We start from the raw sequence: 13,978 nt of genomic DNA on the forward strand, positions 1-13,978 counted from the left end.
GATGCGTTCCCGCTTTTGGCTGCGATCGCATCTCTTCTTCTTGAAACTTGCGCGAAGGCCTTGCGGCCTTCGCGCGGGGTATTGCCGATTGGGACGGTTCCGCCGGATCAACCGATGGAAATGTTCCAGGGTTCGACGACCTGCCAGTCAAGGTTCTTTTCCAGGCCCTTGACGTCCTTGGTGGCCCAGCGCGACATCGCCTGAGAATACCATGGAATGAAGACCCAATCCTCGCGGAACGCCTTCTGGGCCTCCTGAGCGAGAGCAATACGCTGCGGATCATCTGCAGCCTTGGTCGTGGCCTCGGCAAGGGCACTGTCGACCTTGTCGTTCTTATATCCGCCGAGCTTGTTCTGGGCGTTCGACGAGGTCGAGGCGATGCTGCCTGCCAGATAAGAGACGGCATCCGGCACGCGGGTGCCGACGTCGTCGCGGAATATCTGGACCGAGTTCTGATCCGGGCCCGCATAGGAATCCTGCTGCGGTTTCATGTCGACGGCAGTGATGCCGAGATTCTGGCGCCACTGCTCGGCAATGAACTGGGCGGCAGCCTGAATGGCTGGCCCCGAGATGCCGACGAACAGGATCTTCGGCAGCCGCTCCGGGCCGCCGTAGGTCGATTCCGCAAGCAGCTTCTTGGCAGCCTCCGGATCATAGGGATAGGGCTCGAAGCCGGAATTCTCCGCGCCCGGAACCGAGTTGAGGATCTGATCCGCCTTCTTATGCGGCCCGTCGGGATAGGAGGCCTTGAACAGGCCATCGCGATCGACCGCCATGATCAGTGCCTGGCGGACTTTCGGGTCGTCCATCGGCGCACGGGAAATGTTGAACCAGAAGTGCTGGCTGGTCGGGATCAGCGGGCCGGCCGAGAATTCCGGGCCGAGATCCTGGATGATGGTCGAGGTGATCAGTTCGGTATGGGCGTTGAACTCTCCCGACTTGATCAGCGACGTCGCGCTGACATTGTCCTCGATCGAGGTGACCTCGATGCGCGCAAGCTTCGGCTTCGGTCCGAAGAAGTTCTCATTCGGCTCGAAAGTGAGTTTGCCGGCGTCGATATCGATGCTCGTCAGCTTGAAGGGACCTGAGAAGACCGGCTTATTGTCAGGCTTATACCAATCGATGATCTCCTCACCGTCGCTACCGCGCGACTGCGATGCCTTGGTGATCGGCGCGATGTGGTTTGCCAGGCGCATGAAGAAGATCGGATCGGCGGCGGCCAGCGTCACGACGACCGTCCCCTCGTCGGGTGTTGCGACACCCGTCAGCTCGTTGCCGGAGCCGGCGGAGATTTCGGCATAACCCTTAACCTTGCTCAGCACCTGGTCGGCGCGCTGGCTCTTGGTGTTCGGCATCGAGGCGACTTCCCACGATCCCTTGACGTCGGCCGAGGTGATCTTGCTGCCGTCGGAGAAGACGGCCTTGGGGTCAATTTTGAAGGTCCAAACCGTATTGTCAGCCGATTCCCAGCTGGTGAAGACGTAAGGTTTGATATTGCCTTGGGTGTCGAAATACATCGGCGATGCCCACCAGATTGAATTCCAGCGGAACGTCCTGCCGCCGCCGCGCAGCGGCGACCAGTCCTGGTCGAAGGCCGGATGCGCGACCTTCAGGACCTGGCCTTCATCGGCCATGACGATGCGGGCATTCATCCCGAAAACGGTGAGGCCGACGCCGGCCGCAAGGCCGAGCTTCAGCGCGTTACGACGTGACATATTGGTTTTATCCGATTGATCAGACATGGCATTCCTCCCAGAGTGAATTCGGCAGCGCTCTCCCTGCACCCGCCAGGCGCAGCACAATCCGTTCCGTATCGTTCTCTCGTTATTGTAAATATGTCAACAAAAAATCGCGATTTCAATTCGAACAAAATTTTCTCCTGAAAATATATGAGTTATAACATATAGATAACTTTTCACAGCGGCGTCACCGCATTTTGTCTTCTTGACAAAAGCGCAGCAATGGAAAAGTTCTTTGCACTCCATCGCGACAGACGAATGACAATTGGAATGCGCAGCCGGCCAGGTTCTCACATGGGCCGGCAAGACAGGACGCGCCGAGGAGGGCGGAATGAGCCATCACAGGATTACAGGCGTTTTCAGCGCCTCCGCAACGCCGCTGACAACAGAGAATACGCCGGATTTCGCCCTTTTCACCGATCATTGCCGGCAGTTGCTGGCCGAGGGATGCCATGGCGTGGCGCTGCTTGGTACGACGGGCGAGGCCAATTCCTTCTCGGGCGCCGAGCGCCGCGCCATTCTGGAAGCCGCGCTGAAGGCCGGCATTCCTGCTGACAGGCTTTTGCCAGGCACCGGAGTCGTCGCCATCCCCGAGACCGTGGAACTCACCCGGCACGCACTGTCGCTTGGCGTCACCAAGGTGGTGATGCTGCCGCCTTTCTACTACAAAGGCGTCTCCGACGATGGTCTCTTCGCCGCCTATTCGCAGGTGCTGGAGAAGGTCGCCAACACGCGCTTGCAGGTCATCCTCTATCATATTCCGCAGGTCTCAGGCGTTGCGCTATCCATTCCGCTGATCGGGCGGCTGATTGCGGCCTTCCCGGAAACGGTCGTCGGCATCAAGGAATCTGCGGGAGATTTCAACAACATGCAGGCGATCATCGCCGCCTATCCCGGCTTCTCGGTACTCGCAGGCGCCGATCCGCTGCTGCTGCCGCTGCTGAAGGCCGGCGGCGCCGGCTGCATTACCGCCACCTCCAATCTCGTGGCGAATTCGCTGCGCACCGTCTACGACCATGTCCATGACGAGGCGCGCGCCGCCGATGTCGAGGCGGCGCAGGTACGCATCAACGCCTATCGCACGCTTTCCAATTCCTACGTCCAGATCCCGACCATCAAGGCGATGGTGGGACTGAAGACCGGCAATCCCGCCTGGAAGCGCACACGTGCGCCGCTGATGCCGCTCGGCGATGCTGACTATGCCGCACTCGCCGAAAGCTATGCCAAGCTGCCCTGAGGAGATCCGTCATGAACTTCACCGGCCTGCCCCCGGAAGCCGTTCCGGCCCTGATGACCGGGACCATTGCCCATCACCCCATCGTCGAGGGTCGTGCGGATGCCTATCTGCCCTCCCCCTGCATCCAGAACCACGCCGCAAATCTCGCCTTTCTGCCCGACGGCACGCTGACCTGCGTCTGGTTCGGCGGCACGATGGAGGGAATGGGCGATATCTCGATTTACATGTCGCACCTGGCGCCCGGCGGCGAGCATTGGTCCGTGCCAGAAAAGATGAGCGACGACCCGGAGAAATCCGAACAAAACCCGTTGCTTTTCAATGCTCCGGACGGAAAAGTATGGCTGCTCTATACTTCCCAGACCTTCGGAAATCAGGACGGCTCTGTTGTCAAATGCCGGATTTCTGACGATGGCGGCCAGACCTTCGGCCCGGTCCAAATTCTCTGCGACAGCCCCGGCACCTTCGTTCGCCAGCAGATCGTCGTCAACGGCAGGGGCGACTGGTTGCTTCCGGTCTTCCGCTGCATCGGCCTGAACGGCCAGCGCTGGAGCGGCAATGCCGATACGGCTGCGGTGCTGATATCGCGTGATGGCGGCGCGAGCTGGCAAATGCGGGATATTCCGGACAGTATTGGCGCGGTGCACATGAACATCCTGCCGCTTGCCGGCGGCGAGATGATCGCCTTCTACCGCAACCGTTTCGCCGAAAACATCCTTTCCAGCCGATCATCCGATGGCGGCGAAACATGGAGTGCGCCGGAGCCCGCCGAACTGCCGAACAACAACTCCTCGATCCAGGCCACGATCCTGAATGATGGAACAATCGCAATGGTTTACAACCATTCGAACGCCGCGATGTCGGATGCGCGGCGCCAGTCTCTCTATGACGAAATCGAGGATGGCGAAGCTGGAGAGCCCGCCGTCGTTGCCGATAACAGCGCACGCAAGGCCGTCTGGGGTGTTCCGCGTGCGCCTCTGAGTCTTGCGATATCGAGGGATGGCGGCAGAAGCTTTCCGCATCGCGTGGATCTCGATACCGGCGACGGCTTCTGCCTCAGCAACAATTCGAAGGATTCGCTGAACCGCGAATTCTCCTATCCCTCGATCGTCCAGGGCGGCGACGGCACGCTCCATATCGCCTACACCTACTACCGGCGCGCCATCAAATATATCAGCCTCGCCCGCAATTCATGCCGTAAACAAAGCGGCAGCCAGAAAATTGTCATCCCGCATCCGCTCGCATGCGAAAGGACGCAGGATGACAACGGCTGTGAGTTGACTGCCGAAAAATTTGACAACAGCGTTGGGTTATTCACTGCCGCCGCAAAGATGATGGCCAGCTGTGTCTGACATGCCGTTTTCATCACCACCGATTTCATAATACCCTGATATCTTTACCGATATTAGCACGGCAACACCGTCTTCAAGCGCGCCCGATCGCACATCAGATGACAAAAAATTCCGCTCGCCGGAATGCCGACTTGACATTGATCTTACAACTTTACATTAAAGAGGGCGACGATATTGCCGCAAGATCTTGCAGGGAGGACTGGTTCATGGCCAGCTTGGATTCGCCGATCACGATAGTTCGGCCGCATCTGATCGAATTCGGCGTCGGCACCGCGGGAAAGCTCGGCAAATGGGCGGCCGAAAAGGGCTATCGGCGCACGCTTGTCATCTCCGATGCCTTCAACGCCTCGCGCATCGACGTGCTGGAGCTGAAGGGCGAAGTAACCGTCTTTGCCGACGTGACGCCTGAGCCGGATACGGCCAATCTCGAAAAGGTCCTGGCGGCGGCAAATCGCGCCGATGCCGAGCTGATTGTCGGCTTCGGCGGCGGCAGCGCCATGGATCTGGCAAAACTTGCCGCCGTGCTTGCCGGCTCCGTCCAGACGCTGCACGAGGTCGTGGGTCCGAACAAGGTGCATGGGCCGCGCAAGGTGGCGCTCGCCCAGGTGCCGACGACATCGGGCACCGGCAGTGAAGCCGGCATCCGTGCGCTCGTGACCGATCCCGCGACGATGGCAAAGCTTGCGGTGGAAAGCCTGCATATGCTGGCCGATATCGCCGTCATCGATCCGGCTCTGACCTTCAGCGTGCCGGCCCGCACGACGGCCGCCACCGGCGTCGATGCCATGGCCCATTGCGTCGAGGCCTTCACGAACCGCAAGGCCCATCCGATGGTCGACATCTATGCGATCGAGGGAGCGCGCCTCGTCGGTAAATATCTCGCCCGTGCTGTCACGGACGGCAACGACGCCGAAGCGCGTGCCGGCCTCTCGCTCGCCTCGCTTTACGGCGGCTTCTGCCTCGGCCCGGTCAACACCGCCGGCGGCCATGCGCTCGCCTATCCCCTCGGCACGCGCTGGCATGTGGCCCATGGCGCGGCCAATGCGCTGATTTTTCCGCATGTTCTCGCCTTCAATACACCGTCCGCGCCTGAGAAAACCAAGGCGGTGATGGAAGCGCTTGGGCGTGAAACCTCCGGCAACGTCACCTCCGTCTTCGATGCGGCTTACGCTTTCTGCGCCGAACTCGGCATCGAGATGAAGCTTTCCGGCCTCGGCGTGCCGGAAACCGATCTCGACGCCATGGCCGACGACGCCTTTGCCATTCGCCGTCTGCTCGATAACAATCCGCGAGATCTCTCTCGCGCCGACATTCGCGCGATTTACGCGGCTGCCTTCTAGAGCATGATGCTCTAATTCTTTGATTGAGACAGGGTTTTCATAAGGAATTCTATCGATGGACAGGAATGCGAAAGTCGCCGTGACGCTCGGCGATCCGGCCGGCGTCGGCCCCGAGGTAATCGTCAAGGCCTTGGCAGCCCTTCCGAGGGAAGAGCGCCGCGATTTCGTCATCGTCGGCAATGTCGAAGCGCTGGAACGCGCCGACCGCGTCACCGGCACCGGACTGCGGTTCGGGCCTGCCGATGCACCCGGTGACGACAGGATCGCCGTCGACGAAGTCGCGCTCGGCGCCGCCCTCCCCGAGATCGGCAAGGTCAGCCCCGTCGCCGGTGATGCCTCGGTGCGCTATATCACCCGCGCCGTCGATCTCGCCATGTCGGGGCAAGCCGATGTCATCGTCACCGCGCCGATCAACAAGGAAGCGATGAACCTCGCTGGCCATCACCATGACGGCCATACCGGGCTTCTCGCGCATCTCACCGGCTCGAAGAGCTCCTTCATGCTGCTTGCCTCCGAGCGGCTGAACACCATCCATGTCTCGACCCATATCTCGCTGAAGGGCGCGATCGAGCGCGCCAAGACCGAGCGGGTGCTGGCGACCATCGAAGCCGGCCACAGGCACTTCCTGCGGCTTGGCAAGACAGCGCGCATCGCCGTGGCCGGCCTCAATCCGCATTGCGGCGAAAACGGCCTGTTCGGCACCGAGGACATGGAGTTCCTGGCGCCCGCCGTTGAGCAGGCGCAGGCAAAGGGCATCGACGTCGTCGGGCCGATCTCGGCCGATACGGTGTTTGCCCGCGCCTATAACGGCGCCTTCGATCTGGTCATCGCCCAGTATCACGACCAGGGCCACATCCCGATCAAGCTCGTCGCCTTCGACACGGCGGTCAACGTCTCGCTCGGCCTGCCGATCGACCGCGTCTCGGTCGACCACGGCACCGCCTTCGACATTGCCGGCACCGGCAAGGCCAACCACGTCAACATGCTGTCGGCCATCGCCTACGCCAGGCTGATGGCTCGCTCGCCGCGGCAGAGAGCGTGATCGCGGCTTTCAGAAGGACCGACAGGCGCCGATCGACGACACAACGATGTCGAACCTCGTTATGACACCTAATAGCAGAAACCGGACTCAGTCGTTCAGGCACGCTCTGCCGTTGACGCACCGGCATTCCGCACGTACATAGCTAGACAGTCTAGCTAGGAGCGGAATCGATGGAATGGCAACTGCAGGACGCCAAGAACCAATTTTCGAAGGTCGTGCAGAAGGCCCGACAAGAAGGGCCGCAGGTGGTGACCGTGCGCGGCGAACGCACGGCCGTCGTTCTGTCCGCCCGCGACTACGACGCCCTGCGCGCCGGCAGGCCGACGCTCGTCGACGACCTGCTCGGCGGCCCGGCCTGGGACGATGAGTTCGCCGATGCGGTCGAAGCACGCAACAAGACTCCAAGCCGCGACGTTGCCTTCTGATGTATCTGGTCGACACCAACATCGTCTCGGAGGCGCGACGCGGCACACCGCAGGTGGTCTCCTGGCTGCGCTCCGTCGATCCGCTCACCATCCACCTGAGCGCGCTGACGCTTGGCGAGATCATGCGCGGCATTGCCCTCAAACAGAAATCGGATCCGAAGACCGCGGCGCATCTCACCGAGTGGCTGCGCAAGCTGCGTTATGATCATGGCGACCGGATCCTGCCGGTGACCAACGAGATCGCCGTCGAATGGGGCCGCATCGCCGCCATCCGGCCGCGTGGCGATATCGACGGGCTGATCGCCGCAACCGCGATCGTTCATGATCTGATTGTCGTCACTCGCAATGTCGGCGATTTTGACGACATCGGCGCAGCGGCGATAAATCCATGGGAGACGGACGCGTGAGCAGTCGAGGCAGCCACCTCCTTTAAAAGGGCCTCCTGTGTCTTTGGATAAAGGATCCGGCTACGTCGGGCCGAGAGCTCTTGTCGGTGCGTTTGGTGGCAGCATCGTGATCTGCTGACCAAGTCTCGTCTGCCCGGCGTTTTGGTCTGTTCTGCGGAAACGCTGATTGCATCGCCCGGCCCATCACATGCCAAACAAGCGACGATCCCAGAAGACCGGTTGGTGGAGGCTTACTGTGATCAACGCGAATTCCGGGTGGGCCGGGTTTATCAGCATGTTGCGGTCGACGCGGGCGACGACGCTTGGCACCAGCAGGATGGCGCTGCGTTTTTCCTGGCACCACTTTTCGCCGAAAGCCTTGCTGACGTTTGCTGGCATGCTGTCCCAGCCGGGCAGCGCAGGCTCGGAGAAGACCTCGTAGCTTAGCCCCCGCGGCAGGGTGATCGTGACATAGTGCTGGTTGGGCGGCAGCCTTCCGCTACCATGGACGAGCTTTTCGAGCAGCGCGGTCGAATAGTGCTCGCTGGTGTAGATGATTGGGCTGCCCGATGTGTTCCACCGGCCCGGCGCGATGGTCGAACCGGTGGCGTCGAAGATCGGATAGGTTCCATGGGGATCTCCGATGCGGACGGATGTCAGTGTGCGGTCAAGAACCTGTGCACTCACGCAGCGCTGCCGTATTTCAGGCTTCCGAGAATATCGAGCACGAGCTCGCCGCCGATCTCGCTCTGAATGACCACGTCGATCGGCCGCCTGTCCTCGAGCATTGCATGCGGCCGAAACAGGAAATCGCGCGCCTCGGTCTCTGTCTGCCAGACATCGAGCGCCGATCCCCAGACGCGCGCCAGACGCGCGAGCTTTATGCCCTCGTCGGAGGAGAGCCGATGCTTGGACTTGCGCCGCTCATAGGTGGCCTTTGGAACGAGCCTATATTTGAACTGGGTATCATCAGGCGCCAGAAGCAGCGCCATGCGATCAAGCGCCTTGACCGGCAAACCTTCTTCGATGCTTGAGAGCAGGCCAAAGGCTGAGCGCGACGCCGGTTCCCTGGCGGGCAGTCCGAGAACGTCGGCGATGACTGCAAATCCCATCATGGCAAAGCTCCTTTTCACTTGAGGTTATATTTAGCCTCAAGTGAGCCAATCTTCAAGAGTGCCATTCGGCTTATCTTCGATAGCAGCCGATTGCCATGCGCGCGGGGGACCGCTATCTTTTCGCAAGGCACACGAACAACGAAGGAGGTTGCCTATGTCACCGCGGGACGCCTGATCCAGCAATATCAAGACTTCTGCCTTTCCAAGGGCATCGATTTCATACGCATAGAATCCGTACGGCCGCATGATGATACCACGCTCTTCTGCAGCGCTGGAATGCAGCAGTACAAGCCCCTCTTCACCGATCCCTCCCATAGTGGAACCGTCGCAAACAGCCAGGCCTGCCTGCGCATGGGCGACCTCGACGAGATCGGCGACGGAACTCACCTTCTCCACTTCACCATGCTCGGCCTTTTCTCGTTTAGGGAAATGACCGTCGGCAATGCCGTCGATTTCTGGCTCGAGTTTCTGGAAACGGTGGCGCTCGTGCCGGATCATGTGACGATCCATCCCGACCGCCTGGTGGAATGGACGCCGCTCTATCGCGGGCGCGTGCCCATTGTGCCGGATCCGGAATGCATGTGGAGCGATGGCAGCATCAGCGGATACTGCACCGAGTTCTACAAGGACGGCGTCGAGATCGGAAACATCGTCAATCCGCTCGGAAGCTGTATCGACGTCGGCTTCGGTCTTGAGCGTCTCGACATGATCGTCAACGGCACGCCGCAAGACGATGCGCTCGGTACACTGTGCGAGACGGTCATGACCATCGTGGAAAGCAGCTACCGGCCGGGCAACAAGGAGCAGGGATACGTCTTGCGAAAACTGCTCCGTCGCATCCACAAGATGGGCGGCACACTCGATCACCCCTTCTTCAAGGAAGAGGTCGAACGCCAGAAGCGGCTGCACGCCAAATATCTGCGTCTGCGTGACCGCCATTCCGACATGAGCCCCGAATGGTGGTTCGACACCCATGGCATCGATCTCTCCGACATCCGGGAGACGATGGACGAATAGCGGATCGAGGCCTCCCGCAGATAAAGCGGGGGGCCTTGCCATATTCCGGAAAGCGTTAGCGTTTCGGCCATCTCCTGTTTGCCCAGGCGACGAGGTCGTCATGTGCTGCCCGCATTGAACGCTTTCAGTTTCGCCCCAGCTGCAGCCGACGGAAAATCCGCTCGATCTGGGCAACAGCGGCAAAAAAGACGATGCCGGAGAAAGAGGCGAGCACGACGGCGGCAAAAAGCCTTTCCGCCTGATAGTTGAATGTCGACTGGATGATGACAGCACCCAGCCCCTGGTTCGAGCCGATCCACTCCCCGACAATCGCGCCGATCACACAGGTGGTTGCCGAAATGCGCAGCGACGCAAAGAGCAACGGGGCGGATCGTGGGGCGCGCAGGCGCCAGAACGTCTCCCACCCGCTCGCCGAAAGCACATGCATCAGGTCAAGCTCGCTCGCAGTCGCCAGATTGAGGCCCCGGGCGGTATTCACCAGGGTTGGGAAGAAGCAGATGAGAGCAGCGATGATGACCTTTGGCAGCATGCCGAGGCCGAAGATGAGGATGATGATCGGCGCAAGCGCCAACACCGGGATGGTGTTGAAGAGCAGGACAACGGGAAAATACGCGGCCTGGAACCGCGGATTATAGACAAAGGCAACCGCCAGGATCACAGCGAGACTATTGCCCAAGAGGAAGCCGAGGCCCGCCTCACCCCATGTCGGGATCGCATTCGACAAAAGGAAGCGCCATTCGATGCCAAGCGTGCGCAGGATCGCCAGCGGCGTTGGAACGATATAGGCCGGAATACCGAGAGCCGGCACCAGCCATTGCCAGGCGAGAAGCAGCGAGAGGGCGCCGATAACAGGAAGGCCGATTGCCTCGGCGAGTGACAACGGACGATGCGTCATGCAGCCGAACTCCCCTCCTGCAGCGATCCTCGCAGACGGGCGGCGGTCTCCTGAACATCGATGCTCTCGCGCCGACAGAGGCCGCGCTCGTCTTTCAACGGTGCAAGATCGATCAACGCCTGGACGCGGCCCGGATTGGCCGCCAGGACCAGCACGCGTCCGCCGAGATAGATCGCCTCGACGACGCTGTGGGTGACGAACAGGATGGTCGTGCCGGTTCGGCGCCAGACGTCCAGAAGCTCGTCGTTCAGTCGTTCGCGGGTGATCTCGTCGAGCGCACCGAAGGGTTCGTCCATGAGCAGGATGTCCGGCTCGCATTGAAGCGCGCGCGCAATGGCGACGCGCTGGCGCTGGCCCCCCGACAATTGATGCGGATAGCGGTCGGAGAGATGAGACAGACCGACCAGTTCGATCCAGTGGTCGGGCCGTGGATCGACCGATCGCGAGACATTCTTCTTCCCCACCTGCAACGGCAGCTCGACATTCTCCCTGACGGTCCGCCACGGCAGCAGCGTTGCGTCCTGGAAGACGAAGGCGACCTCGCGCCGGCGGCGCGCCTCCGAGGCTGTCCTGCCAAGCACGGACAGCTCTCCATCGAGCGGCGGAAGAAGATCCGCCACCGCGCGCAGGAAGGTGGACTTGCCGCAGCCGGAAGGACCGAGAATGGTCAGAAACTCGCCCCTGCCGACACTGAGGTTGACGCCGGAGAGAATGCGGGTCGTCTCGCCAGCGCCGGCATAACCGATTGCCAGATCCTTGGTTTCGATAGCCGCTGCTTCAGGCAAATCCGCTCTCACGCAATCTTCGGGCGGGCGTCCGCCGTCATGTCGAGTATCTCAGTCGTATAGCAGTCCTCCAGCTTCGGCGCGCCGCTCTTGAACTGGCCGATTTTGTCGTAGACTGAAATCTGCTCGGCAAGGGCGGCCGGATCGAAGCTGCCCCAGCCATCCTTGCCCGTTGTCGCATCGAAGCTCAGCGACAGGATGCGCGGCACCGTCTTCAGCTCCACGGCAAGGTCGAGCTGCGGATAGGCTTCCACCGCCAATTTGACCGCCTCTTCAGGATGTTCGTGCGTCCAGGCCCAGCCTTTGGCGACGGCGCGCAGCACCTTTGCCAGCGTCTCGGCATGGCCGGTCACGGCTTCGTCGGTGGCGAAATAGACATTGGCGTAAGACGGCAGGCCCGTGTCCTTCATCATCAGATCGATGCGGTCGGGACCGATGATGGAAAGGGCCTGGGTGTTGGTGATCCATCCGGTGACCGCATCGACCTGACCGGTCATCAGCGGCGTCATGTCGAAACCGATATTGGTGATGGTCAGGCTCGAGGGATCGATATCGTTTTTCAGCAGGATGGCATCGAGCACGTAACGGGCGGTCGGCTGGATGCCGATGCGCTTGCCGACCATATCCTTGACGGTGCGGATCGGCGCCTTGGGCAGCGAATAGAAGGCGAAAGGCGCCATGCGGAAACCGCAGGCGAAGATTTTGATCGGCACGCCGGATGCGCGGGCAAGAAGAAGCTGTGCCGAATCCGAGAACTGGCCGAGCTGCGCATCACCCGTGATCACGGGCGGCACCGTCGCCGAATTGGGACCGCCGGGAGAAAATTCGACGTCGAGACCCTCGGCCTGAAACAGGCCCTGCTTGACGGCGACGATATCGCCGATCTGTCCGTTGCTCATCAGCCAGTCATATTTGATGACGACCTTGGATGCGGCGGCTTTCGATTGACGCGGCACGAACACGCTGATCCCTGCCGTCGCTGCAGCAAGGGCAAATGCTCCGCCCTTCAGGACGGTACGCCTGCCGACCACGATTTGTTTGTCATCCCCGTTCATTTTGCTTGCCTTTCCCCTTGTTGGACTATTGGACGACCGGCCGATTGCAGTCGCTATTGCGGGTCGATGTCACCGATCGGGCCGCCTGCGGACCACGCATAGATTTCCCAGAGATTGTCGTCAGGATCGGCGAAATAGACGCATCGCGCGTTCCAGACATAGTCCTGCGGCGGCGCGTGGAAGAGTACGCCCGCAGCTTTCAGCTCCGCATAGGCAGCATCGACCTGCTCTGGCGAGGCGAGCTCGATGGCCGCGCAGGCCTTGTGCGCACCTGGAGGCGCACGGCGGCTTGAGACACCGGTATTCTCGGCGATATGCTCGATCTCCCACAGCGCCAGCGTCACGCCTGCCCCTTTGAAATCGGCAAAGCCGGGAGCACGGCGGCGAGGTTTGAAGCCAAGTCGCTCGACATAGAAGGCCGATGCTTTGTCGATATCCTCGACCAGGAAGCAAATGTCGGTAATCGGATTGGTTTGGGCAAAAGCGGTCATACGGGCCTCCTGATGGGAGAAGCCTCGCAGACCGCAGCCTCAAAAGATTTCAAATTCGTGCGGTTGTCTTTCGCAAAGCTGCTGATCTGTCATCGGCAAGAGCCGGATCAAAGACGGACCGAACGTTGGTATTCCTTCGGGGTCGCCCCCATCAGACGGCGAAAGACGCTGGAGAAATGCGCCTGGCTGGAAAAGCCGGTGGCATAAGCGATGTTTGCAAGCGTCTCCTTGCCATCGGCGAGGTAAAGGCGCGCCCGCTCGATCCTGCGTTCGAGAACGAAGCGATGCGGCGCCATGCCGGCCGCCCGTTTGAATTCCCGGCTGAAGTGAAAGGGGCTCATATGGGCCACCCCGGCCAGTTCCTCGACACCCAGATCGGATTTGCCAATCAGGTTCTCGATGTAATCGATCACACGCCGGAGATTGTCCGATGTCAGTGGACGATCGCCGGCTTCGGGTTTGGCGCCCAGCAGTTTTACAACGCAACAGGCGAGCGCCATTCCCAGATGTTGCATCAAAAGCGGGTCGTCGCGCCCGGTCTTCTCGGCGGCAAATGCAAGGGAGAGCGCGACCTGCAGCGTTGTCGGATCAGTCGTCGCGCTAAGCGCATCACTATCCCAATGCTCGGGATCGAAACGAGAGCCGCCAATGCCACTGTAGAGCGCCGGTGACTGGAAGATCGAGATATAATCCGCCGCATCGCCATCGACTTCAAGGACGGTGGCGGCCGGTTGAAATCCCAGGGTGAACGGCGGCCTCTCAACTTTGCGGAATGCCCCGCTTCCAAGCCGATAGGCATATTTGCCGTGCGCCGTGCGGTTGATCGAAATTCTATGAAGGGAGCCCCTCGAAACCATTTGCCCCGCGGCGCTGCGATAGGTCTCGACGATCATGTCGCGTTGAACGAAGGCCTTGTAGCCTCCGAGGGATGGTCGGCTTATTGAGAAAATCTGCGGGTCGATATCGGGCATTGTTTCATTCTCCCTAGCAGGGGAGAGGCAAGTTGCGCGCCAAGTGGAGCCAAGCTTCGCGCCAGATATCAACGTCGCAGCATAAAACCCGACGGTGCCTATTAAATCGTGATTTTACGCCTGCTGCGCGC

General features: G+C 60.7%; 15 protein-coding genes. 7 read left to right on the plus strand and 8 right to left on the minus strand.

Translation table 11 applies throughout. The features are described 5' to 3' along the window. Window positions 1–107: 107 nt before the first annotated feature. A complete protein-coding gene (locus B5P46_RS00165) occupies window positions 108–1,742 on the minus strand; it encodes an ABC transporter substrate-binding protein (protein WP_129416891.1) in 1,635 nt (544 codons plus the stop codon). Window positions 1,743–2,070: 328 nt separating this feature from the next. Between B5P46_RS00165 and B5P46_RS00170 the strand changes: the two genes are divergently transcribed. From B5P46_RS00170 to B5P46_RS00195, 6 genes are all read left to right on the plus strand, one after another. Beyond that, window positions 2,071–2,976, plus strand: a complete 906-nt coding sequence (locus B5P46_RS00170) for a dihydrodipicolinate synthase family protein (RefSeq protein WP_129416893.1) — start codon at window positions 2,071–2,073, stop codon at window positions 2,974–2,976. 11 nt (window positions 2,977–2,987) lie between these two features. Then, window positions 2,988–4,325 carry a sialidase family protein gene (locus B5P46_RS00175; RefSeq protein ID WP_245456077.1) on the plus strand — a complete coding sequence of 446 codons (1,338 nt, stop codon included), beginning with the start codon at window positions 2,988–2,990 and terminating at the stop codon, window positions 4,323–4,325. A gap of 206 nt (window positions 4,326–4,531) precedes the next feature. Further along, window positions 4,532–5,665, plus strand: coding sequence for an iron-containing alcohol dehydrogenase (locus B5P46_RS00180; protein ID WP_129416895.1), 1,134 nt, complete (start codon window positions 4,532–4,534; stop codon window positions 5,663–5,665). Window positions 5,666–5,720: 55 nt separating this feature from the next. After that, window positions 5,721–6,707 carry a 4-hydroxythreonine-4-phosphate dehydrogenase PdxA gene (gene pdxA, locus B5P46_RS00185; protein WP_129416897.1) on the plus strand — a complete coding sequence of 329 codons (987 nt, stop codon included), beginning with the start codon at window positions 5,721–5,723 and terminating at the stop codon, window positions 6,705–6,707. A gap of 170 nt (window positions 6,708–6,877) precedes the next feature. Beyond that, window positions 6,878–7,132 (plus strand): type II toxin-antitoxin system Phd/YefM family antitoxin, encoded by a 255-nt coding sequence (locus B5P46_RS00190; RefSeq protein WP_011649626.1) that lies wholly within the window; start codon window positions 6,878–6,880, stop codon window positions 7,130–7,132. Then, the gene (locus B5P46_RS00195; RefSeq protein WP_129416899.1) at window positions 7,132–7,539 is read left to right on the plus strand and encodes a type II toxin-antitoxin system VapC family toxin; all 408 of its coding nucleotides are present in this window, start codon (window positions 7,132–7,134) and stop codon (window positions 7,537–7,539) included. The genes B5P46_RS00190 and B5P46_RS00195 overlap by 1 nt, the downstream gene beginning before the upstream one ends. A 183-nt stretch (window positions 7,540–7,722) precedes the next feature. On the opposite strand, the gene B5P46_RS00200 is transcribed toward B5P46_RS00195, so the two are convergent. Continuing rightward, window positions 7,723–8,205, minus strand: coding sequence for an RES family NAD+ phosphorylase (locus tag B5P46_RS00200; RefSeq protein ID WP_129416901.1), 483 nt, complete (start codon window positions 8,203–8,205; stop codon window positions 7,723–7,725). Further along, window positions 8,202–8,633, minus strand: coding sequence for an antitoxin Xre-like helix-turn-helix domain-containing protein (locus B5P46_RS00205; protein ID WP_018070805.1), 432 nt, complete (start codon window positions 8,631–8,633; stop codon window positions 8,202–8,204). Before B5P46_RS00205 ends, B5P46_RS00200 begins: the two co-directional genes overlap by 4 nt. A gap of 90 nt (window positions 8,634–8,723) precedes the next feature. Here B5P46_RS00205 and B5P46_RS00210 point away from each other — a divergent pair, with 90 nt between their 5' ends. Then, window positions 8,724–9,650 carry an alanine--tRNA ligase-related protein gene (locus B5P46_RS00210; RefSeq protein ID WP_129416903.1) on the plus strand — a complete coding sequence of 309 codons (927 nt, stop codon included), beginning with the start codon at window positions 8,724–8,726 and terminating at the stop codon, window positions 9,648–9,650. A 124-nt stretch (window positions 9,651–9,774) separates the two neighbouring features. On the opposite strand, the gene B5P46_RS00215 is transcribed toward B5P46_RS00210, so the two are convergent. From B5P46_RS00215 to B5P46_RS00235, 5 genes are all read right to left on the minus strand, one after another. Continuing rightward, entirely contained in the window at window positions 9,775–10,545 is a 771-nt protein-coding gene (locus tag B5P46_RS00215) for an ABC transporter permease (protein WP_129416905.1), read from the minus strand. Further along, on the minus strand, window positions 10,542–11,330 hold the full coding sequence (locus B5P46_RS00220) for an ABC transporter ATP-binding protein (RefSeq protein ID WP_129416907.1): 789 nt from the start codon (window positions 11,328–11,330) through the stop codon (window positions 10,542–10,544). Before B5P46_RS00220 ends, B5P46_RS00215 begins: the two co-directional genes overlap by 4 nt. Window positions 11,331–11,338: 8 nt before the next feature. Continuing rightward, window positions 11,339–12,385 carry an ABC transporter substrate-binding protein gene (locus tag B5P46_RS00225; protein WP_129416909.1) on the minus strand — a complete coding sequence of 349 codons (1,047 nt, stop codon included), beginning with the start codon at window positions 12,383–12,385 and terminating at the stop codon, window positions 11,339–11,341. Between the two features lie 53 nt (window positions 12,386–12,438). Next, window positions 12,439–12,876 carry a VOC family protein gene (locus tag B5P46_RS00230; RefSeq protein ID WP_003549520.1) on the minus strand — a complete coding sequence of 146 codons (438 nt, stop codon included), beginning with the start codon at window positions 12,874–12,876 and terminating at the stop codon, window positions 12,439–12,441. A gap of 107 nt (window positions 12,877–12,983) precedes the next feature. Beyond that, the gene (locus tag B5P46_RS00235; protein WP_129416911.1) at window positions 12,984–13,847 is read right to left on the minus strand and encodes an AraC family transcriptional regulator; all 864 of its coding nucleotides are present in this window, start codon (window positions 13,845–13,847) and stop codon (window positions 12,984–12,986) included. Window positions 13,848–13,978 lie beyond the last annotated feature (131 nt).

Source organism: Rhizobium leguminosarum (genome assembly GCF_004123835.1).
GTDB classification, from domain to species: domain Bacteria; phylum Pseudomonadota; class Alphaproteobacteria; order Rhizobiales; family Rhizobiaceae; genus Rhizobium; species Rhizobium leguminosarum_M.

What these genes read in the sequence shown, in the direction of transcription:
- B5P46_RS00165 (WP_129416891.1), bottom strand. Translation starts at nt 1,742, where the DNA reads ATGTCTGATCAATCGGATAAAACCAATATGTCACGTCGTAACGCGCTG.
- B5P46_RS00170 (WP_129416893.1), top strand. Translation starts at nt 2,071, where the DNA reads ATGAGCCATCACAGGATTACAGGCGTTTTCAGCGCCTCCGCAACGCCG.
- B5P46_RS00175 (WP_245456077.1), top strand. Translation starts at nt 2,988, where the DNA reads ATGAACTTCACCGGCCTGCCCCCGGAAGCCGTTCCGGCCCTGATGACC.
- B5P46_RS00180 (WP_129416895.1), top strand. Translation starts at nt 4,532, where the DNA reads ATGGCCAGCTTGGATTCGCCGATCACGATAGTTCGGCCGCATCTGATC.
- pdxA (WP_129416897.1), top strand. Translation starts at nt 5,721, where the DNA reads ATGGACAGGAATGCGAAAGTCGCCGTGACGCTCGGCGATCCGGCCGGC.
- B5P46_RS00190 (WP_011649626.1), top strand. Translation starts at nt 6,878, where the DNA reads ATGGAATGGCAACTGCAGGACGCCAAGAACCAATTTTCGAAGGTCGTG.
- B5P46_RS00195 (WP_129416899.1), top strand. Translation starts at nt 7,132, where the DNA reads ATGTATCTGGTCGACACCAACATCGTCTCGGAGGCGCGACGCGGCACA.
- B5P46_RS00205 (WP_018070805.1), bottom strand. Translation starts at nt 8,633, where the DNA reads ATGATGGGATTTGCAGTCATCGCCGACGTTCTCGGACTGCCCGCCAGG.
- B5P46_RS00215 (WP_129416905.1), bottom strand. Translation starts at nt 10,545, where the DNA reads ATGACGCATCGTCCGTTGTCACTCGCCGAGGCAATCGGCCTTCCTGTT.
- B5P46_RS00225 (WP_129416909.1), bottom strand. Translation starts at nt 12,385, where the DNA reads ATGAACGGGGATGACAAACAAATCGTGGTCGGCAGGCGTACCGTCCTG.
- B5P46_RS00230 (WP_003549520.1), bottom strand. Translation starts at nt 12,876, where the DNA reads ATGACCGCTTTTGCCCAAACCAATCCGATTACCGACATTTGCTTCCTG.
- B5P46_RS00235 (WP_129416911.1), bottom strand. Translation starts at nt 13,847, where the DNA reads ATGCCCGATATCGACCCGCAGATTTTCTCAATAAGCCGACCATCCCTC.